This window comes from Serratia proteamaculans (genome assembly GCF_008830365.1).
Classification (GTDB): domain Bacteria; phylum Pseudomonadota; class Gammaproteobacteria; order Enterobacterales; family Enterobacteriaceae; genus Serratia; species Serratia proteamaculans.
On the sequence record NZ_WBKI01000002.1, the window covers coordinates 14443 to 32508 of the forward strand.

General features: G+C 49.5%; 21 protein-coding genes. 9 read left to right on the forward strand and 12 right to left on the reverse strand.

Features of this window, described 5'->3' with window-relative positions; translation table 11 throughout:
* Positions 1-36: 36 nt before the first annotated feature.
* Positions 37-882: a GPO family capsid scaffolding protein gene (locus F8R23_RS09060; protein ID WP_151415525.1), complete on the reverse strand. Its 846-nt coding sequence runs from the start codon at positions 880-882 to the stop codon at positions 37-39.
* A 160-nt stretch (positions 883-1042) separates the two neighbouring features.
* Here F8R23_RS09060 and F8R23_RS09065 point away from each other — a divergent pair, with 160 nt between their 5' ends.
* From F8R23_RS09065 to F8R23_RS09090, 6 genes are all read left to right on the forward strand, one after another.
* Positions 1043-2815, forward strand: a complete 1773-nt coding sequence (locus F8R23_RS09065; RefSeq protein ID WP_151415526.1) for a terminase ATPase subunit family protein — start codon at positions 1043-1045, stop codon at positions 2813-2815.
* The gene (locus tag F8R23_RS09070; RefSeq protein WP_151415527.1) at positions 2812-3849 is read left to right on the forward strand and encodes a phage portal protein; all 1038 of its coding nucleotides are present in this window, start codon (positions 2812-2814) and stop codon (positions 3847-3849) included. Before F8R23_RS09065 ends, F8R23_RS09070 begins: the two co-directional genes overlap by 4 nt.
* 153 nt (positions 3850-4002) lie before the next feature.
* A complete protein-coding gene (locus tag F8R23_RS09075; protein WP_151415528.1) occupies positions 4003-4992 on the forward strand; it encodes a hypothetical protein in 990 nt (329 codons plus the stop codon).
* A gap of 518 nt (positions 4993-5510) precedes the next feature.
* A complete protein-coding gene (locus F8R23_RS09080; protein ID WP_151415529.1) occupies positions 5511-6581 on the forward strand; it encodes a hypothetical protein in 1071 nt (356 codons plus the stop codon).
* Positions 6582-6594: 13 nt separating this feature from the next.
* Positions 6595-6990: a hypothetical protein gene (locus tag F8R23_RS09085; protein WP_151415530.1), complete on the forward strand. Its 396-nt coding sequence runs from the start codon at positions 6595-6597 to the stop codon at positions 6988-6990.
* 2 nt (positions 6991-6992) lie between these two features.
* Positions 6993-7811 (forward strand): hypothetical protein, encoded by an 819-nt coding sequence (locus F8R23_RS09090; protein ID WP_151415531.1) that lies wholly within the window; start codon positions 6993-6995, stop codon positions 7809-7811.
* Between the two features lie 193 nt (positions 7812-8004).
* On the opposite strand, the gene F8R23_RS09095 is transcribed toward F8R23_RS09090, so the two are convergent.
* The 8 genes from F8R23_RS09095 to F8R23_RS09135 all read right to left on the reverse strand — a co-directional run bounded on the left by F8R23_RS09095 (position 8005) and on the right by F8R23_RS09135 (position 12659).
* Positions 8005-10299 carry a replication endonuclease gene (locus tag F8R23_RS09095; protein WP_151415532.1) on the reverse strand — a complete coding sequence of 765 codons (2295 nt, stop codon included), beginning with the start codon at positions 10297-10299 and terminating at the stop codon, positions 8005-8007.
* Entirely contained in the window at positions 10296-10508 is a 213-nt protein-coding gene (locus F8R23_RS09100; RefSeq protein WP_099061778.1) for a hypothetical protein, read from the reverse strand. The genes F8R23_RS09095 and F8R23_RS09100 overlap by 4 nt, the downstream gene beginning before the upstream one ends.
* Positions 10498-10788, reverse strand: a complete 291-nt coding sequence (locus F8R23_RS09105) for a DUF5405 family protein (protein WP_151415533.1) — start codon at positions 10786-10788, stop codon at positions 10498-10500. The genes F8R23_RS09100 and F8R23_RS09105 overlap by 11 nt, the downstream gene beginning before the upstream one ends.
* A gap of 2 nt (positions 10789-10790) precedes the next feature.
* Entirely contained in the window at positions 10791-11006 is a 216-nt protein-coding gene (locus F8R23_RS09110; protein WP_099784757.1) for a TraR/DksA C4-type zinc finger protein, read from the reverse strand.
* A gap of 2 nt (positions 11007-11008) precedes the next feature.
* Complete coding sequence (locus F8R23_RS09115) at positions 11009-11308, reverse strand: DUF5405 family protein (protein ID WP_151415534.1); 300 nt, start codon at positions 11306-11308, stop codon at positions 11009-11011.
* Entirely contained in the window at positions 11301-11552 is a 252-nt protein-coding gene (locus F8R23_RS09120; protein WP_244953392.1) for a DUF2732 family protein, read from the reverse strand. The genes F8R23_RS09115 and F8R23_RS09120 overlap by 8 nt, the downstream gene beginning before the upstream one ends.
* Positions 11553-11621: 69 nt before the next feature.
* Complete coding sequence (locus F8R23_RS09125) at positions 11622-12122, reverse strand: replication protein B (RefSeq protein WP_126501525.1); 501 nt, start codon at positions 12120-12122, stop codon at positions 11622-11624.
* Positions 12123-12296: 174 nt separating this feature from the next.
* Positions 12297-12659, reverse strand: coding sequence for a Cox family DNA-binding protein (locus F8R23_RS09135; protein ID WP_151415537.1), 363 nt, complete (start codon positions 12657-12659; stop codon positions 12297-12299).
* A 107-nt stretch (positions 12660-12766) separates the two neighbouring features.
* On the opposite strand from F8R23_RS09135, the gene F8R23_RS09140 reads away from it, so the two are divergent.
* From F8R23_RS09140 to pflA, 3 genes are all read left to right on the forward strand, one after another.
* On the forward strand, positions 12767-13069 hold the full coding sequence (locus F8R23_RS09140) for a helix-turn-helix domain-containing protein (RefSeq protein WP_151415538.1): 303 nt from the start codon (positions 12767-12769) through the stop codon (positions 13067-13069).
* Between the two features lie 63 nt (positions 13070-13132).
* Positions 13133-14119, forward strand: a complete 987-nt coding sequence (locus F8R23_RS09145; protein ID WP_099061786.1) for a phage integrase — start codon at positions 13133-13135, stop codon at positions 14117-14119.
* A gap of 97 nt (positions 14120-14216) precedes the next feature.
* Positions 14217-14957, forward strand: a complete 741-nt coding sequence (gene pflA, locus F8R23_RS09150; protein WP_129935053.1) for a pyruvate formate lyase 1-activating protein — start codon at positions 14217-14219, stop codon at positions 14955-14957.
* A gap of 52 nt (positions 14958-15009) precedes the next feature.
* Here the strand turns inward: pflA and F8R23_RS09155 are convergent, their stop codons facing one another.
* The 3 genes from F8R23_RS09155 to F8R23_RS09165 form a co-directional block, all read right to left on the reverse strand.
* Positions 15010-16155, reverse strand: coding sequence for an MFS transporter (locus F8R23_RS09155; protein ID WP_112350314.1), 1146 nt, complete (start codon positions 16153-16155; stop codon positions 15010-15012).
* Positions 16156-16537: 382 nt separating this feature from the next.
* Positions 16538-17155: a Tat proofreading chaperone DmsD gene (dmsD, locus tag F8R23_RS09160; RefSeq protein ID WP_085116062.1), complete on the reverse strand. Its 618-nt coding sequence runs from the start codon at positions 17153-17155 to the stop codon at positions 16538-16540.
* A gap of 49 nt (positions 17156-17204) precedes the next feature.
* A complete protein-coding gene (locus tag F8R23_RS09165; protein ID WP_129938453.1) occupies positions 17205-18065 on the reverse strand; it encodes a DmsC/YnfH family molybdoenzyme membrane anchor subunit in 861 nt (286 codons plus the stop codon).
* Position 18066 lies beyond the last annotated feature (1 nt).

Here is an 18066-nt window from a genome sequence, read left to right on the forward strand (position 1 = left end):
CACAGCGGCACGCCACGCGCCCCGCCCTGGCTGTTATCAGCAGTTGGTCAACAGACTGTCTTCACCGTTACCGCCGGAGGCTTTCGGGCGTCGCTGTTGGCTCAGGTTCTCGGTGGTGTCGAGGGTGGTCTGAAGCTCGGAAAGCTGTTCCTGACCGGCCGTTACCTCGCCTTTCAGCCCTGCGATTTCCTGCTCAAGCTGGGCAAAACGCGTTTCGGCGCTGTCGCCGTTGGTTTGCACCTGCTCGGCGATAACAGTGACCGCGTCATGCACATCGCTGAATCGCGCGTCATCGCTGACTTGTTTACGGCTGAACATGCCTTTTACACGGTCGGTCAGATTGGTCAGCAGGTTGTCAGGTAGCTCCTCAAATTCCAGCAGCACCTCAGTCGCCACCGAGAACACATCACCCGGTTCGGCTTTTTTACCGGCCAGCGGATTAGTCTTGGCGCGGGAACAGAATTCGAGGTATTCGGTGCCGAGGCTGGCCGGGTCATCAGTGACCGCCAGACCGACGAGGTAGCATTTGCCGGTGTTGGCAAAGTTCGGGCGGATTTCCATGGAGGTGTAAACTTTCTGGCTGGCCTTGACCATGCCGACCAGTTCGTCGGTCGGGGTCATTTTGGCGAACAGCGCCCACTTGCCATTGAGGATAGAGTCGTCATCAATCTTCTCGGCCTTCAACTCGACCACGTCGCCGAGGCGCTTAAAATCGCCGTTGGGAAACAGCCCTTTGATGTGCTCCAGATTGATACGGCAACCATAAACACGCGGGTCAAAACCGCCTGCCATTTCCTGAATATCGTTACCGTCAATTACACGGTTGTCACAAGTGTCGCCCTCGACGCCAATGCGAAACCATTTAGATACTTTCTTTGCCATGAGCCATTGTCCTGAGTGGTTAAGGTCGGGGCTAGTTTCCCGACTGACCACCCTCACGGCCAGCGACTGCCGACGGACTATCCCTCAGACAACAGCACCTTAGCGCGCGGCCGTCGTGGCTTGCGTAGCCTTGCCCTCGTCATCCACATGAGGGTATATCATGCAAATCCAGACCGACACCTCGTTACTCAGCGACCCACGCCGACAGGCTGCGTTGCTGTACTGGCAAGGTTTCTCCGTGAAGCAGATCGCGGAAATGTTGAAGCAGAAAGCACCCACGGTGCAGAGCTGGAAACAGCGGGAAAAATGGGACGATATCGCGCCTATTTCCCGCGTGGAGTCCAGCATCGAGGCGCGAATGGTGCAGCTCGTTCTCAAGACAAAAAAAGAGGGCAGCGACTACAAAGAAATTGACCTGTTAGGCCGCCAGATTGAGCGCCTTGCGCGCGTCAGCCGCTACATGAATTCCGGCAACGAAGCCGATCTCAACCCCAACGTCGCCAACCGCAACAAGGGCGAGCGCAAAAAGCCGACAAAGAACTATTTCAACGATGAGGCTATCGCAAAGCTTGAGGATATTTTTTACGACGAGTCTTTCGAGTATCAGCTCGGCTGGCACAAGGCCGGATTGGCTCACCGCATCCGCGATATTCTGAAATCGCGCCAGATTGGGGCAACCTTCTATTTTTCCCGAGAGTCACTGCTGCACGCGCTTAAAACCGGCCATAACCAGATATTCCTGTCAGCAAGCAAAACGCAGGCGTATGTATTCCGCGAATACATTATTCAGTTTGCCCGGCGGGTTGACGTTGAGCTGACCGGTGACCCGATTGTGCTCGGCAATAACGGCGCTAAGCTGATTTTTCTCGGCACCAACTCCAACACCGCGCAGAGCCATAACGGCGACCTGCTGGTCGATGAAATCTTTTGGATCCCCAACTTCCAGAAACTGCGCAAAGTCGCCTCCGGCATGGCCTCGCAAAAGCACCTCCGGTCGACCTACTTTTCCACCCCGTCAACGCTGGCACATGGCGCGTTTCCGTTCTGGTCTGGCGAGCTGTTTAACAAGGGCCGCAAAAACGCCAGCGAACACGTCGAGATCGATATCAGCCACCGCGCGTTAGCCGCCGGGAAACTGTGCGATGACGGTCAATGGCGGCAAATCGTCACCATTGAGGACGCCCTGCGTGGTGGCTGTAACCTGTTTGACCTCGACGTGTTGAAGCGCGAGAACAGCGCCGAAGATTTCCGCAACCTGTTCATGTGTGAATTTGTCGACGATAGCGCGTCGGTGTTCCCGTTTGAGGAGCTGCAGGGCTGCATGGTCGACAGTCTGGTCGAGTGGACGGACGTTAACCCATACGCTGACCGGCCATTCGGTGACCGGCCGGTGTGGGTCGGCTATGACCCGGCGCACTCCGGCGATAGCGCCGGGTGCGTGGTGCTGGCCCCACCGATGGTGACGGGCGGTAAGTTCCGCATACTGGAGCGCCACCAGTGGAAAGGCATGGACTTTGCCACGCAGGCCGAATCCATCCGCAAACTGACCGCGAAATACAACGTGGAATATATCGGCATCGATGCCACCGGCATCGGGCAAGGCGTTTTCCAGTTGGTGCGCGCCTTCTACCCGGCCGCCCGTGAAATCCGCTACAGCGCCGAGGTGAAGACCGCCATGGTGCTCAAGGCAAAAGACACTATCGGCAGCGGCCGGCTGGAATACGACACCGCCTATACCGATATCACAAAATCGTTTATGGCCATCCGCAAAACCATGACCGCCAGCGGCCGAGGCATGACCTACGAAGCGAGCCGCAGCGAGGAAGCCAGTCACGCCGACGTCGCGTGGGCCACCATGCACGCGCTGCTAAATGAACCCCTGACCGCCGCCAACGGACAGCCCTCTAAATCCATTCTGGACTTCAACCGATGAGCAAACGTAATCGCAACCGCAACAAAGGAAAAGAGACTCTGACCGTTGCTGAACCTGACCAGAAAATGCAGGCGTTTACCTTTGGTGAACCGTCGGCCGTTCTGGATCGCCGCGAGATTCTGGATTACACCGAATGCGTCGGTAACGGCAAATGGATAGAACCGCCTATCAGCTTCTCCGGGCTGGCGAAAAGCCTGCGCGCCGCCGTTCACCACAGTTCGCCGATTTATGTGAAGCGCAACATTTTAGCGAGCACCTACATCACGCATCCCCTGCTGTCACAGCAAGATTTCAGCCGGTTTGTGCTGGATTATTTGGTGTTCGGCAACGCCTTTTTGGAAAAGCGGCAGAGCGTCAGCGGCAAGCTATTGAAGCTGGAAACCTCCCCAGCCAAATACACCCGGCGCGGTGTTGAACCCGGGGTCTATTGGTTCGTGCAATCGTTCGCTGAGCCGCACCCGTTCGCGCCTGACAGCGTTTTTCACCTGCTGGAGCCGGACATTAATCAAGAGCTGTATGGGATGCCGGAATATCTGTCGGCACTCAACTCCGCGTGGCTGAACGAGTCCGCCACGCTGTTCCGCCGCAAGTATTACCAGAACGGTGCACATGCGGGCTACATCATGTATGTCACCGACGCCGCGCAAAACAGCACCGACGTTGAGTCGTTGCGCAGCGCCATGAATAGCTCAAAAGGCATGGGGAACTTTAAAAACCTGTTCTTCTACGCGCCGAACGGAAAGCCCGATGGAATCAAGATTGTGCCGCTCAGCGAAGTGGCGACAAAGGATGATTTCTTTAACATCAAAAAGGTCAGCGCCGCCGACCTGCTGGACGCCCACCGCATCCCCTATCAACTGATGGGCGGTAAGCCGGAGAACGTCGGGTCAGTGGGCGACGTGGTGAAGGCTGCAATGGTGTTTGTCCGCAACGAGCTGACGCCGCTACAGCAACGCATCACTGAGGTGAATGACTGGATCGGCGAGGAGGTTATTCGTTTTAAAAAATACACCCTCGACAACGACGACGAATGATAAACTGTATTAGCTCAAACCTGAACTGACCGTTTCCATGGATAGAATACAATCTTATCTGACGGTCAGCTTTGAGCTATCGTGGCATAACTTTGTGGTATGTTAATGATAAATAAATTATTGAGTTGCGAACTAATACTATAGGGAGCCACCTTGAAAGATAAACCGTCAGATTTAGAGAGACTTATTCATGAATCTCTGGAGCAGCTAGGTTGGGCGGCTGACGCTACAGCTATCGCTGAACGAGTAAATAGGCTTAATATAGGCCTTCCGTTAGAAGACGAGTTTTCGATTATCTGCGGCTGGCTCGGTCAATGTACCTTAGTCCATAAATTAGATCAGCAGCAGTATCCAACTACTTCTAACGATATTTTTCAGGTTCCGGATTTACTAGCAAACTTTAATGTTCGCGGTGCGGGAAATACTACTGTTTTAATTGAAGTTAAGTCTCACAAGGGAAATGTTTTGTCTTTTCGGCCTGACTACGTATCTAGATTAAGGGCTTATAGTCAATTATTAGGCCTGCCCATTTTAATTGCTTGGAGAAGGTATGGAATTTGGAGCCTAGTAGATTTAGACTTATTTACAAAGGCCACGAAGAATTTCAATCTTAATTTCAATGATGCAATGCGAAATAGCTTGATGAGTAAAGTTCTGGGCGACTTCTCCTACACTCCACAAGTTAATTCTGGTGTTCATATTAGCTGCAAGAAAGAAAGGCTTATTGAAACCATAAAAACAGATGAAGGGATAAAAGAAAACTGGCAAATGGTCATAGATGACGTGTATTTCACTAACGGGGAAAATGAGCAGTTAAGGGATCTGTCACCAATTGCTCAGCAACTATTCCATTCTTGGAACCTTACTACAATAGAATTACACTCTGACTCTCACGTGGTGATGCATAATACAATCAATGAAGAATCGGCAATGTTTGCGCATATGGCCTTAACTAGATTGCTCACTTTTCATGGTCGAGAAGATGAGGTTCACTGGAGACATCATTTGCAACATGATGCAGCAATCTCAAGTGTCCTAGATTTCAGGAGTGGGATTGAGGAGAACCTAAAAGCCGGTATTATTAAATACATTTTTGATATTGAACCAGTAAATGTCCCGGGTTTTCTCAATGTAATACAATAAGTGCATGTTTTCGGACTGGCTTTCCACTTCTGGCACAGAGCTACCTGTCAGATTGGGTTTGGCTCTGTGCCATAACTGTGTCAGGTCGAGTCTAAGCTAGTACAGATAAACCGGCCGCCTGATTAGCGGCCTTTTCATACCCACCCTCAAACGCTCTCTGACGCCCACCACAGCCCACCCCATCGCACACACCCACGAATCAAAACAGAATATCAAAACGCCAACACGACGCGCTGACGCCGTCAATTCTGATAATTAAATACGTGCCTGCGCGCAATGCTATCCCCGCCACGCCTGCCCGCTTCATGGGTCGGTTTTCATGCAGTTGCTTGCTTCACTCGCAGCCTTGCCAGCCGTGGTTCAAATCAAAGAATGAAAACCCAATAGCGAAATGCAAAAAAATGCACATTTATGCATGGACTTTATTACATTTAATGATAAAGAATAGGGTCATCTTTGAGCTTCTTTTTATACCTTAAATGGTTTGTTTGATTTTGTTCAAAAAGGAACTACACAAAATGAGTACTCAGCAAGTTCTTAACACGCCTGTGACAGCATCCGTACCTGCAGTTGAGATTGATAACTTATTGAAAGGGCTAGAGCAAACTACGGAGTTAGCATATTTTCGGCGTGTAGGTGGCCGACATGGCTTTGATGTGACAACCAGATGGGCAAGCACATTAGAAAACTTAAAAAAAACGCTAAGTGACCCAACAAAACAAGGTACGCCTGCTAATTATTCAAACCTACGCTTAATTACATTAAAAATAATAACGGCGGCCAATCATTATTATTCTATAGATTATATCAAAGGTGGTGATTTACATCTCATCCCAACGATTACAGGATATAACAACTTCGACCCAACCTTTAAATCGGTATTCCCGACCAAATTAGAGGATGGTAATGGCCTACCACCTATCTCTGGCCACTTCATCACTTCAATTGAAGATATGGGCGATGGAAAAGCTATTATTTATTCTTATGTAATATTAAGAACAATAAATGGTCGCAGTAAGCTTCGTAGTAATAAATATCCAGAGCAATACTTCAATACCGTATTTATTCCAAATGATCTAAGCCGAATTGAATATAGAGTTGATAAGTCGCTCGGAAAAAGATCTGCAGATAAAGCAATGGGCGAGTTGAGAAATAAACTCCTTGAGTTAATGGTTGAGTTAGATATTAATCTTAATCTTGATACTGTTAATTTCTATAATGCAATTTCTAATATTTATAATGATAAAAAATATGGACGTTTAGTTCAGGTCGATTTTCTTGACCCTAATGGTGATGAAGATGCAGTGCTTCGATGCAGGAATGACCCTAGCTACGATGCTCGTTATCGAGAAGTCGTATCTAAAACACAAAGCGGATCGACTAACTCATTAAATTTAAAGGTTTCTGGTGTTGCTGTAAGACTCGATAGTAAACTGCATAAAGAGACCGTTTCAAACGAAATTGGTTTCGAACCTAGCAAAACTGATTGGGCTGTTAACAAGTTTTGTGGAGGATTTTACTTCACCCAGTCAGCGGATCATCAAGCACACTATGGGGTGATAAATGATATCCTCACTAGAGCGAAATGATAGAATGCGCTCAATGATCATAAAACAAAGAGAGCTAGTAAAAGATCTTTGTGATTCTTCAGTTTTTATTACTGAGGATTCTCAACGCTTTTACTATAATCTTCTTGAATATATCGAGAATCACACCTACAGGGAAATTTATACAATACCATTGTTGCGCCAAGCAATTAAAACCACCAATAACGATGATTTATTGAAAGTGGTTCAATTTTTTAGTGGTGGAGGCTCAAAGTTTTTCGATATAAAATACTGCTACGAGCAAGAAGACAGGCAATATATTGAAATTCCTTTTGAGGAGTATAATAATTATATATTAAACAACCAAGAACCGGTTGATATAAATGGTGTGGAGCTTGAAGATTTCAATCCAAAATACCTTTCATTTTATTGTTTGATAAATTTGGATTAAAAATGGAAAAGCAAAATATCACAGCAGAATTACATAAAAGAAATAAATTCGATAGCGAAGATGATTTCATATCAACATTATATGCTGATATCGCATCAATTATAAAGCTTATTGAATCATCAAGTGACAAATACTATTGTGATGATGAAGACAAATTAAGCCACTCTATCGTTTCCTCTTTAGTCCATTTGGGTTATAGAGCATCTGAGCAAACTAAAAAAAATGGTAGCGTAGACATTACTGTATACTCAAAAGATGATGCTTACGAATGGATTGCTGAAGCAAAAATAGGTTATGGTAACCAAAAAATATTTGAGGGTTTACTTCAACTTCTCACTAGATATATAAAAAGAGACAACCACGCAGGGGTTTTCATATATTATCAAAAGGCCAAATCTACATTTTACTTTAAAGATTGGTTAAAATATTTACATGAAAACAAATGGACTGCTTACTGTTCTAAGCAAGGGACCTTAAATAAGGTTTCACCGCTACTGCAACACCTTAAGTCTAGTCAATGCCCTACAGTGGTTGGTGATTGTTGTTTCGCAGATGTAAGTGTAATAAAACCTTCAAGTGACAGTCTAAATATTCGTTTTTTTTATATCGATGTCCATCATGAACCGTTAGATAAAAGTGGGGTAAAAAACCAATCCATAGCTTATGGTCAGGCAAAAAACAAAATCAGGGATCTATATAATATGTGGCAGGAAGGAAGTTATGACGAAAGCATGACCAATGAATTATTTGCATCTATAAAAATATTTCATGATGACTGTATTGATGATGAAAGCGAGAGTGATACTAAGAATAAAACCTAATTATCAGCAAGGCACCTTAGATATGTCCTATTCGTGAGCAGCACCGAGGAAAAGCACGCTCACGGCGATTTTATCTTTAATGTTATTCAGGTGAATTTATGGGTCAATGAGATTAAGTGGAAATCAATTACTACATTTCGTTTTTTTGCTGTGCTACTGATTGGTATCCCCGCATTGTTCCCCTTTACATATTCTACTGAAACTTCGGCCAATCATCACATGTAAGATATGAAAGCTCTATACCATCTTTAATCAGCGTAGCTCCACGTGTCAATGCTTTCAGTTCCCAAGGTTCCGCAATAATTCCCTGGCGCGCCAGCTCAAGCCTGATTTGCGGAACCCTAGCCCTTTCTGCCGGAGTCAGACGCGCCGACGGCGAATCATTCTGTGATTTCTTGCGATTTCGAGCAATTTCTAGGTGGTTACTCTGCGGTGATTGCTGTCTTAGAGCGTCTATCATCGTCTTGGCGACGTCAGCGTCATCCCAGCTAACATCCCCGCTCTCAATCAAATTCATCACCGCCGTGACATACTCAGGCGTTGCTACCTGCATATCTGGATCAGGTTCTCGCTTAACCTCCCCACAGTTATTGACAGGACTCCGAGGCGCGCCGGAGGCGCTTTTTAAAGTCAAAGGCTCAACGTCAACAGCCTTTCGGACGATACGCCATTCTGTTGACCGGGTTTCGTGGACATGACCAGCGCCAAGGTGCGGCGCAAAAATGCCGACAACCTTTTGCACCTCTTCGTCATACGCGTTCGGTTCATCGGCCACCTTGCGCGCCACGCGAACGGTCTGCACATCACGCGGGACGTTTGCGCCACCCTGCTCAGCGATGTAGGCCGCAAAATCACCCGCATCAGCCGCCGCACGCACCGCCTCAACCCGCTCGTCAAAGGAATCCACCAGACTGACACCGCGAAGGCAAGCGGCTCGGCATTCGCGATAAGCCCCCATAGTGGGGACGCCTATAGATTTAAATTGCGGGATGCGCCACGTTGACGCCCATGACGTTACCGCTGCGGCCATATCACGCAACGGCTTGCCGGTGTCGTGGTCAATCTGGCCGTCGAGCGCATAACCGTCGATATTTTTGGCGATGTATTTGGCGATATACCCCGCCGCACCGCCCTTGTTCATGTGCTTGGCTTCAAACCGGTTCTTTGCCGCACCGCGCTCGTCGCAGTCCTCTTTCAAGGCATAGCGACGCATGATATCGATGACGTCCTGACGCTGCTGGCGTTGGCAAAACAGCATCATGTGCCAGTGCGGCGTACCGTCATGATGTGGCTCAACGACGCGCATGCCGTAAACGCTCAAATCGTTGTCTTTAAACGCAGTGCGCATCTTGCTCCAGATGTGCACAAGATAACGCTGGCCGTCTTTCGGTGAAAAAGCCTCTAAATCCCAGTTGTGGTTAAACTGGACTTTTTCAGCCCCTTCTTTGCCGACGACGCGGGTCGGATGGTATTTCGACGGGGTGGTGATAGTGATAAACATGCCGACATGCTTCTCGCTGGCGGCATATTTCTCGATCCCTGCGATGGTGCTCATCAGCTCCATACGTCGAATTTCCGGGTTAGAAATGCTCGCCATCACTTTATCAATCAGGTCAACGCGCTCGCCGGTGGCGACGTTCTCCAGTTCGCACCCTTTCAGGTAATCCATATTGGCAAGCCGCCGAGCCTGCACCTCACGGATAGCCTGCTTACTCGCGTAAGGGTGTTTTTTGAGGTTCACTTCACCGGCCGCAATGAGCAACGCCTCACGCCAGCGCATGCGCTGGGCTTTCAACTGGCGCTCCCACCACTCGGAGTTAACAAGGCGTGACAAACTGGCAACCGCTGATGTAGCGTCCAGCCTACCTTTGAGGTATTTGCGCCAGTGCATCGGAGTAATGTTAAACGCCCGTGCCATAAGCGCGATACGTCCATAGAATTCAGCCTGAACACTGTTGCTGATTAGCTGTGAATTATCCCCGTTATTCTCAGCGATAAACTCCTCGCAATAGCGGTCATAATTTTGCAGCAACTGACCGGCAACGCGGTCAGCAAAGCGGCGCAACTCCTTATCATCCATACCCGGTAGGCGCGCATAGTTGTCTACCTCCGCCATAAAGCGCAGCGACGAGTAAAGTCTCATCGCATTTTTACCGTTAACGATTTCAATGCGCGGCCAGATGCGGCGCTCAAACTGGAGAACAAGCCACTTATTAGCGGCGTGCAGGCCCTGCTCTTTCAGCAAGAATGAATGACGCCCCAAAAAGATACTGCTGAGGAAATGCGGTAAGGAGTGGATTTTACGCAAAACAGCTTGCCCCTGAGCATGTTGCTCACGGGTAAGCGGTCTTTCTTTGCTAATAGCTGATTTTGGGGCGTTCCATGAGTGAACACCGACGAACAGCTCGCCGGAGGTTGTAGCGAATGGCGGCGGCGGTGAGGGGGCTATACGCCCCCTTGCCTCTCTTTGTTCGCTGGCGTTGTTCATTTCTGCTTCCGGTTAGCCTGCCACTCAAACGACACAACCATTAAGAACAGAATCAGCGGAACACCCCACGCCGGGGACGTAACCTGCAACCATGAACCATAGGGAACAAAACCCATGACTTTTAGGGTTGATAAAATAATCGCGGCGGCATAAGCGCCCCACGAAAAATGAGATGTGACGGCCATTACAAATTGCTGTTTAGTTGTCATTTTTTTCTATCGCGTAGTGAGTTGAAAAAGCCTCTTGGCAAAGCTCGCCAATACGACCAATCTCAGCGGCCAGACTGGCAATGCTGGTGACGGTTGAGTCACGAACGTGGTGATGCAACAGCCCGGAAACCAACTGCGTGACCGTCGGGTAATAACCAACTGCGTCGAGCCACACCTCGCCCGCCTTACCGCCGGTTTTAACCAGCTTCTTTTGGTTCAAAATAAACTGATGGGCGTCGCTGGTGACGACCCAGTCCTTGCCGATAGGAATGCGCAGCATGATTAACCCCTGAAATGCTTAGTTTGTTGTTCGTGGATGGTTTGGCATGACACGCAACGGGTCACACCGGGAAAGGCTGCACGACGCGCGGCCGGGATAGCTTGGTCGCACTCCTCGCAAATTGACGCAGATACTCCACCCTTAATCCGCGCCGCATTAATTTGCGCGGAGAGCGTTTCCTGCTGGCGCTGCTGAACCAAATCCATTAAATCCGGCATCGTTATAGCTCCGTTTCGTTATTCAGTTGATTGAGTGCCTGCTGACCTAATTCCGCAATGCGGTGTGACTCCTTCATCACTTCGCCAATGCTGGTAATTGTTTTAAGATAAACACCACGTTTCACAGAAAGATTAATAAGGTCAGCAACCAGATTTAACTCACTTGAGTAAATAGCTCTGGTTGGATAGTATTTTTCTTTTGTCTCTTTATCCGTTTTCACTTCGGCCAGAATTAAACCTCCCGCCTCCATTTTCATGATGGCGAACACGTTATTTACTTCCACACAATGATACTCAGCCATGATTATCCCCCTGCTTATGCGCACGGCCTTCATGGTCAAATTTCTCCGACTCTTGCCGCAGTAGTTCGATAATCTCAACGCTAGACAGGTGATTGACGGCGGCATGCGTTGCAAGACGGTCAAGGTGAGATGAGAAGCTAACAGCAGCATCAGCCTTTGCCTCAACGCGTGCGTTGTTCAACATTAAGTTGCGCGATGCCGAATCTGCCTTATTTCGCATATCTTGGCCGATGGTTTTATACATGTGCATAGAGAACTCCAGATAAAAGAATGCCCGACGCAATCAAGCGCCATTAAATTTAAAACGAGTTAATTAATGGAAATACGCTTCGGGTTTAACCGAGGTTAATATAGTGGGTGCATATTCGAATAAATTAAACAGCTCGCGCAACGCTCTAAATAACGCCTCGCGCCATGTGCAAGTCTCATCATCAATACGCCAATACGGTTGATTAAATTCAATTTCTGTCAATCCTGCATGCAGGAACAAGGTGCGACGCTGACTTATTGTCAACCGACCAATAAAACCAGACTTGCTAATGCCGTGTTTACGGTAGGTAGCGAATGCGCTGCGTAGTTCATCGATGGCGCAAACAAGGCGTTCACGTTCGCTATCATTCATTTCCTCTAACCGCATAACAGCATGACGCTGTTTTAACTGCGCATGGAAACAGATGGTCAAGCGCTCACGCTCCATCATCTGATTATAAAAGTCGCAGGTGCTTTTCCAGCGAGGGGCGGCGAGGCGCTCCCCGACCAAAGCACGCAGTCCGGCGGGCTGATTACGAACAATTCCGGCGGTGATAGCTGTCATTTTGATAAACCCCGCAACACTGAATTGATGGAGGAGATCCAACGGCTGGCCCGGCGGGTACGAATGACAATACCTCTCCGGCCTCGACCATGGGTGATAGTGATATCAAGCGCGCGGCCGGTCTGATGGTTCCAGAGCATCGGAGCGATTGAGATAGGTCGCTGGCTCATTGTATTAAGCTGCATTGTGACTGCGCCCCCGACCCGGTTTGCTGGTGCTGATGCGGTCTTTCCATCCGTGCCACTCTTCAGCGGCTTCCTCAACCAGTTGGTCGGCGTACTTGTCCCATTCTTTCCTGTTAATCCACAGCTCCGCATTGCTGCCCGGCTTCAATGGGTCTGCCATGTAAAACGCCGGGAGCTTGCCAGCCTTTGCCATCGCGACAACGGCAGCAGGGGTTTTGCCCACATAGAGAGCAAAACCCTCTTTAGACAAAAGTGCGGAAGGCTGAGCCGACAGATTGATAGCGCGTTTTTTCACGTTATCGCCCATATCAGACACGTCCTCCTGAGTAATAGTTTTAGCTTCAACACGCATTTGCTATCCTCCAAGTTGGCCCCGCACTTCCATCTAGCACCACTTAGCGCCGGATAGATCTAGTTGCGGGTTTTGTATTGGGTTAAATTTATCGGATACGAACATTTATGTCAACGTACGAACAGAGTGAGAAGCTGACTCTCATGCGAGAATCAGAAAGGATGAATCGTAAAGAAATGAGCCAACTACTTGATATTCCTTACAGTAGTTTGGCGAACTATGAGGCAGGACGAATGAAAATGTCATTTGAAGCAGGCTCTAAAATATTTAAACACCCTAGATTCCGCAAATATCGTGATTGGTTCATGTTCGATGAAATTAATCCCGAGGCCGGTCAAATTGCACCGGTTCTCGCACACTTTGGGCAAGACTCAACAACATCACCCCAATCCGGCCAAAAGAATGGCTAACTGTTTATAAAGAATACATTTTCACAATTTGTTTCCAAGACGAATGCGTCGGAGGGCTGTCTTATGTCGATTAAGAAGCTCGATGATGGTCGTTATGAAGTGGACGTCAGACCGCAGGGAGCCGAGGGAAAACGGATCCGGCGGAAGTTTGAAACCAAAGGCGAGGCGTCAATTTTTGAACGTCACATATTGGTTAATTTTCACAACAAAGAATGGGTCGAAAAGCCAGCAGATCGCCGTAAATTGACGGCGTTATTAGACCGTTGGTGGGTGTATCACGGCAAGAGTCACATCAGAGGGGAGATAGAGCACGGCCGGTTAAAGGCAATCATTGCGAAACTAGCTGAAATGGGAGTATCCAGAGCGGATCAGTTAACGAGGAAAGCTATCTTAGATTACCGAGTCCATATGCTGAATCAAGGGCTGAAAGCTTCTAGCGTTAATCGCCACCATGCGATTTTAAGCGGAATGTTTACTAAGCTAATTGATGCTGAGGAGTATCACTCACAGCATCCGTTTAAGGACATAAAGCAGTTTAAAGAACCTGAATCAGAAATGGCTTTCCTTGCAAAAGAGGAAATCTGCACTCTTCTTGATCTGCTCGATGGTGATGACCGTAAAGCTGTATTAATTTGTTTGGCGACTGGTGGGCGCTGGGGCGAGGTTGCTAGTTTGAAGGGTGAGCACATCATCAACAACATGTTAACGTTCATGAAGACGAAGAACGGTAAACGCCGCACAATTCCTCTGTCGGCCGAGTTGGTTAGTCAGGTGAAAATCAAGGCTACTGGCCTGTTGTATAGCCCAGATTATAAGAACGTTCGAAATGTGCTCCGCCGGATGAAGCCAGACCTCCCCGATGGTCAGGCAGTACATGTGTTTAGGCACACATTCGCCACACATTTTATGATGAATGGGGGTAACATTATTACATTGCAGAGGATACTCGGGCACTCAACGATACAGCAGACCATGATTTACGCGCATTTTGCGCCAGACTTTTTACATGATGCTGTAGCGTTAAATCCGCTCAATGGAATGTCCATATAATGTCCACCAAGCAGCACTATTTAGCACTATTTGAGACCATATAAATATGACAAACGATTGTATTATAAAGGAAACCCCTGATGCAGCAGGGGCCGCGATGTCAGTGACAGGTCGCATCCACTCCTTCGAATCCTGTGGCACCGTAGATGGCCCAGGGATCCGCTTTATCGTTTTCTTTCAGGGCTGCCTGATGCGCTGCCTGTATTGCCACAACCGTGATACCTGGGATACCCACGGAGGGAAAGAAGTCACCGTCGAAGAATTGATGAAAGACACCGTCTCCTATCGCCACTTTATGAATGCCTCCGGTGGCGGCGTTACGGCTTCCGGCGGCGAGGCTATTCTGCAGGCCGAATTCGTCCGCGATTGGTTCCGGGCTTGTCATGAAGAAGGTATCAACACCTGTCTGGACACCAACGGTTTTGTACGGCGTTACGATCCAGTGATCGATGAACTGCTGGATACCACCGACCTGGTGATGCTGGATCTCAAACAGATGAACGACGACATTCACCAGAATCTGGTCGGCGTTTCTAACCACCGCACACTGGAATTCGCCCGCTATTTGGCGAAGCGCAATCAGCGCACCTGGATCCGTTATGTGGTGGTGCCGGGTTGGTCAGATGATGACAAGTCAACGCACCTGCTGGGTGAGTTTACCAAGGACATGACCAACATCGAGAAAATCGAACTGCTGCCTTACCACGAACTGGGCAAGCACAAGTGGATAGCGATGGGGGAAGAGTACAAGCTGGACGGAGTTCATCCGCCGAAAGCGGACACTATGGAGCGCGTCAAAGGTATTCTGGAAAGCTACGGCCACAAAGTGATGTATTGATTCTGTTAGCCACAATAAAAAACCCGGCAAGGTATGGCCGGGTTTTTTATGCTCAGGCGGCAGCAAACGGAGTGTGTTGCGGGTCCGGCTTTTTCAATAGCATCATCAGATAAACCAGAGCCACCGCGGCGATCATCACAAACAGCGATTGGTCGGAATAATTTTGCATCAGTAGCGCCGTCATCGACGGGCCGATCAGGCTGCCGATGGTGTAACTCATCAATAGCGCCTGGTTCATTGCCACCAGCTCATGCGGCAACGTCTTCTCACAGGCCCAGGACATCGCCACCGGATACAGGGTAAAGCCGGCACAGCCGAGAATGAACAGCGATGGTGCCATGGCAGAGTGACTGAGCATCGCCACGCTGGCGAGGATCACCACAAACACCTGAATGCGCAGTACCAGCAGGCGGCCATAGCGGTCAGCCAATCGCCCTACCGGCCATTGGCCAACAATGCCGGAGCTGACCAGCAACGCCATCCAGTAACCGACGTTGGCATCACTCATCCCCTGATGGGATAAATACAGCGGCATCAGACCATACAGTGAACCAAGCACAATCCCGGAGATAATGCAGCCATTGATACCCAACCGGGCACTGCGGCGTTTCAGCATCGGCCATACCGCGGCCTGTTGGGGTTCATCGTGCTGGCTGTTAACCCGGGCAAACAACATCGGCAACATGGCGCTGATCACAATGGCAGTCACCCAAGGCACCACGTTCAACAGTTCGGTAGACACCATACTCAACAGCAGTTGGCCGACCACCGTACCGAGGTAGTAAACCATCATATAGGCCGCCAGCAGTTGGCCACGGTTGGAAAGATTACCGCTGCGCAGTAAGGCACTCTCAACAATCACCCAAATCCAGGCACAGCCGATACCGGCAAAGAAACGCCACCCCATCCAACTCCAGAAATCAAGCGACAACGCCATACCGGCAGTCGCCACGGCGAACACCACGCAGGCAAGATGATAGCTGCGGGTAAAGCCAATGCGCTGGATCAGTTTGCCCGCAATCAGCGTGCCGAACAGATTGCCGGTAAAGTAAGAAGAACTTACCATTCCCACCTGCCAGGTTGACAACTGAGCATGGGTTAACCAAAGAGGAACTAACGTATTCAATACGGCAATAGAAACCGTGAGCAACAACAGGCCACAGAGCAGCAGGAGCACTGGGCGGGAATATGCGGACATAGTGAGATTAAAACCGAACGCGCAATGAGAGTGCGCGCATCATGCCACTGGCGATAAAAAAGTCAATCAGCTCTTATCAGTACACCGCACAATTTGTATTACACAGGCTGGCAGGCACAACTCAGAGCAAAAACCTTTATGCTGAGCACTGATAAAATTCGCGGGGAGGAAGGACATGATGGAAAGCAAAACAGAGACTGCCGTCACTACACTGTTGAGTGATATTGCCAGCACCCAGGCTGAGCTTTTATCGGTGATTCAGCGCGTTCGCCAACTGGCCACCGCTGTAGGTGACAATGTCTGCGAATCGGTACGTTTCGCCGTATGCCGAACCGATGAACAGCCGCCGGCGTTTGTACGCCTGACGGCCGTTCATTTTTTATCAGAAATGCAGGTCCAAAGACTCAACTTCGGCAGTGCATTCTTCACCCCAGGCGCTCAGGGTAATTTGCGCCAATTGTGCCAGCCCCTGATAGAAAGGATGCTGTGCATTCGCTTGCAACAACTCCAGATAACGCGGAGCCCAAGGCAGCACATGCTTGGTCAGCAACTGTTCAACCAGCCCACCCTGACGTTCTTCAGCTAACCATGCCACCATCATCAACAAGGTGCCGATATGATCTTCCGGCTCATTGCGATCGTGTTGTGCATCAATGCCATTCGAACGTAACCACCGGCGCAGACGCAGGGTGGAATTGCCAAACAGCACGTTCTCTTTGTCCAGATACACCGAACCCCATAACGGAGCCGGTAAGGTGTCAGGCCCTACAAACAGACGTTGGTAAGCCTCTGCCAACGACTCCTCTTGCTCATCTTCAATCCCGGTGGCGATCAGTGCTGCCGCAGTCTGCAACTGCTCGGCGTCGCCATACGGCCATTCTTTGACCCACTCAGATTCAGACAAGGTTGCCAACAACTGTTGACCGTCTTCACTTTCTGGCGGTGCATACAACAACACACCCAGCACCCGGCCCGTTAAAGCGATATTTTCAAGCGTCATAAATCAAGGATCCTATTAAGGGCACAGCGAACTGTGCCTGACTACAATATTAACCGGCTACCGCCATGCCAACGGTCATATGCAGGCCGTAGAACACACCACGCCCTACCAGCTCACCAGCGATAACCAAAATCAAACCTAAAACCATCCCCATCACGCTCGCGTTACCCCGGCGCAACAGTGGGCAAATCCAACAACCTAAACCTAACACCACCAACACCAGTCGCCCAACCATTAACTGGCCGTATTGAGGGATCAACGTTGATGCCTGCTGTACCGAGCTGGTGATACTGGCCAACTCATAGCCTTGCATCATCACCGCACCCAGGCTTACCAACAGCGCCACTACGCTCAGAATAGCCAGCGAATAGCGGGCTGATACCGCTAATCCAGCCGCACGCAATAACAGAACTCCCAGCAACGGCCCGCCGATCAGCGTCGTCAGGAAAAAGTTCAGCGTAGTGTAACCGTTATGCCAGGTTGGCACAGTATCGATTTGATACACCCGCGTCATGGCGTAAACAAAGACTATGCCCAATGCCATGGTCACCCACAGCCACACTTTGCCCAACGCCGCTGGCATTTTGCCCAGCACCGCCAGTAGCCAATAGACCCCCCCGACGGCTAAGAACAACGCGCCACCGGCAATTTCGTTGCTCAACGCCGACGCGCCGACGCGGTTTAAAGAGTTAAACGCCCGTAACGGTGAACCCAGGTGCAGGGTAGATGCGACAAAAGCGATGCCCATCAGCAACCATAAGAAGAACATTGAGCGATGCACCGCCCGGTCCTGCTGCTGGTTCAGATTGCCACCGATCACCGCAATTCCCATAACGATGATCGCCCCCACCACAGATTGCCCCAATACGGTAAACAGCATCAGCGGCCATTCATGCCATCCCATGCCCATA

Excerpts from the sequence above, each read along its gene's own strand:
- F8R23_RS09060 (WP_151415525.1), bottom strand. The coding sequence starts at position 882 with ATGGCAAAGAAAGTATCTAAATGGTTTCGCATTGGCGTCGAGGGCGAC.
- F8R23_RS09065 (WP_151415526.1), top strand. The coding sequence starts at position 1,043 with ATGCAAATCCAGACCGACACCTCGTTACTCAGCGACCCACGCCGACAG.
- F8R23_RS09070 (WP_151415527.1), top strand. The coding sequence starts at position 2,812 with ATGAGCAAACGTAATCGCAACCGCAACAAAGGAAAAGAGACTCTGACC.
- F8R23_RS09080 (WP_151415529.1), top strand. The coding sequence starts at position 5,511 with ATGAGTACTCAGCAAGTTCTTAACACGCCTGTGACAGCATCCGTACCT.
- F8R23_RS09085 (WP_151415530.1), top strand. The coding sequence starts at position 6,595 with ATGATCATAAAACAAAGAGAGCTAGTAAAAGATCTTTGTGATTCTTCA.
- F8R23_RS09090 (WP_151415531.1), top strand. The coding sequence starts at position 6,993 with ATGGAAAAGCAAAATATCACAGCAGAATTACATAAAAGAAATAAATTC.
- F8R23_RS09095 (WP_151415532.1), bottom strand. The coding sequence starts at position 10,299 with ATGAACAACGCCAGCGAACAAAGAGAGGCAAGGGGGCGTATAGCCCCC.
- F8R23_RS09100 (WP_099061778.1), bottom strand. The coding sequence starts at position 10,508 with ATGACAACTAAACAGCAATTTGTAATGGCCGTCACATCTCATTTTTCG.
- F8R23_RS09105 (WP_151415533.1), bottom strand. The coding sequence starts at position 10,788 with ATGCTGCGCATTCCTATCGGCAAGGACTGGGTCGTCACCAGCGACGCC.
- F8R23_RS09110 (WP_099784757.1), bottom strand. The coding sequence starts at position 11,006 with ATGCCGGATTTAATGGATTTGGTTCAGCAGCGCCAGCAGGAAACGCTC.
- F8R23_RS09115 (WP_151415534.1), bottom strand. The coding sequence starts at position 11,308 with ATGGCTGAGTATCATTGTGTGGAAGTAAATAACGTGTTCGCCATCATG.
- F8R23_RS09120 (WP_244953392.1), bottom strand. The coding sequence starts at position 11,552 with ATGTATAAAACCATCGGCCAAGATATGCGAAATAAGGCAGATTCGGCA.
- F8R23_RS09125 (WP_126501525.1), bottom strand. The coding sequence starts at position 12,122 with ATGACAGCTATCACCGCCGGAATTGTTCGTAATCAGCCCGCCGGACTG.
- F8R23_RS09135 (WP_151415537.1), bottom strand. The coding sequence starts at position 12,659 with ATGCGTGTTGAAGCTAAAACTATTACTCAGGAGGACGTGTCTGATATG.
- F8R23_RS09140 (WP_151415538.1), top strand. The coding sequence starts at position 12,767 with ATGTCAACGTACGAACAGAGTGAGAAGCTGACTCTCATGCGAGAATCA.
- F8R23_RS09145 (WP_099061786.1), top strand. The coding sequence starts at position 13,133 with ATGTCGATTAAGAAGCTCGATGATGGTCGTTATGAAGTGGACGTCAGA.
- pflA (WP_129935053.1), top strand. The coding sequence starts at position 14,217 with ATGTCAGTGACAGGTCGCATCCACTCCTTCGAATCCTGTGGCACCGTA.
- F8R23_RS09155 (WP_112350314.1), bottom strand. The coding sequence starts at position 16,155 with ATGTCCGCATATTCCCGCCCAGTGCTCCTGCTGCTCTGTGGCCTGTTG.
- dmsD (WP_085116062.1), bottom strand. The coding sequence starts at position 17,155 with ATGACGCTTGAAAATATCGCTTTAACGGGCCGGGTGCTGGGTGTGTTG.
- F8R23_RS09165 (WP_129938453.1), bottom strand. The coding sequence starts at position 18,065 with ATGGGCATGGGATGGCATGAATGGCCGCTGATGCTGTTTACCGTATTG.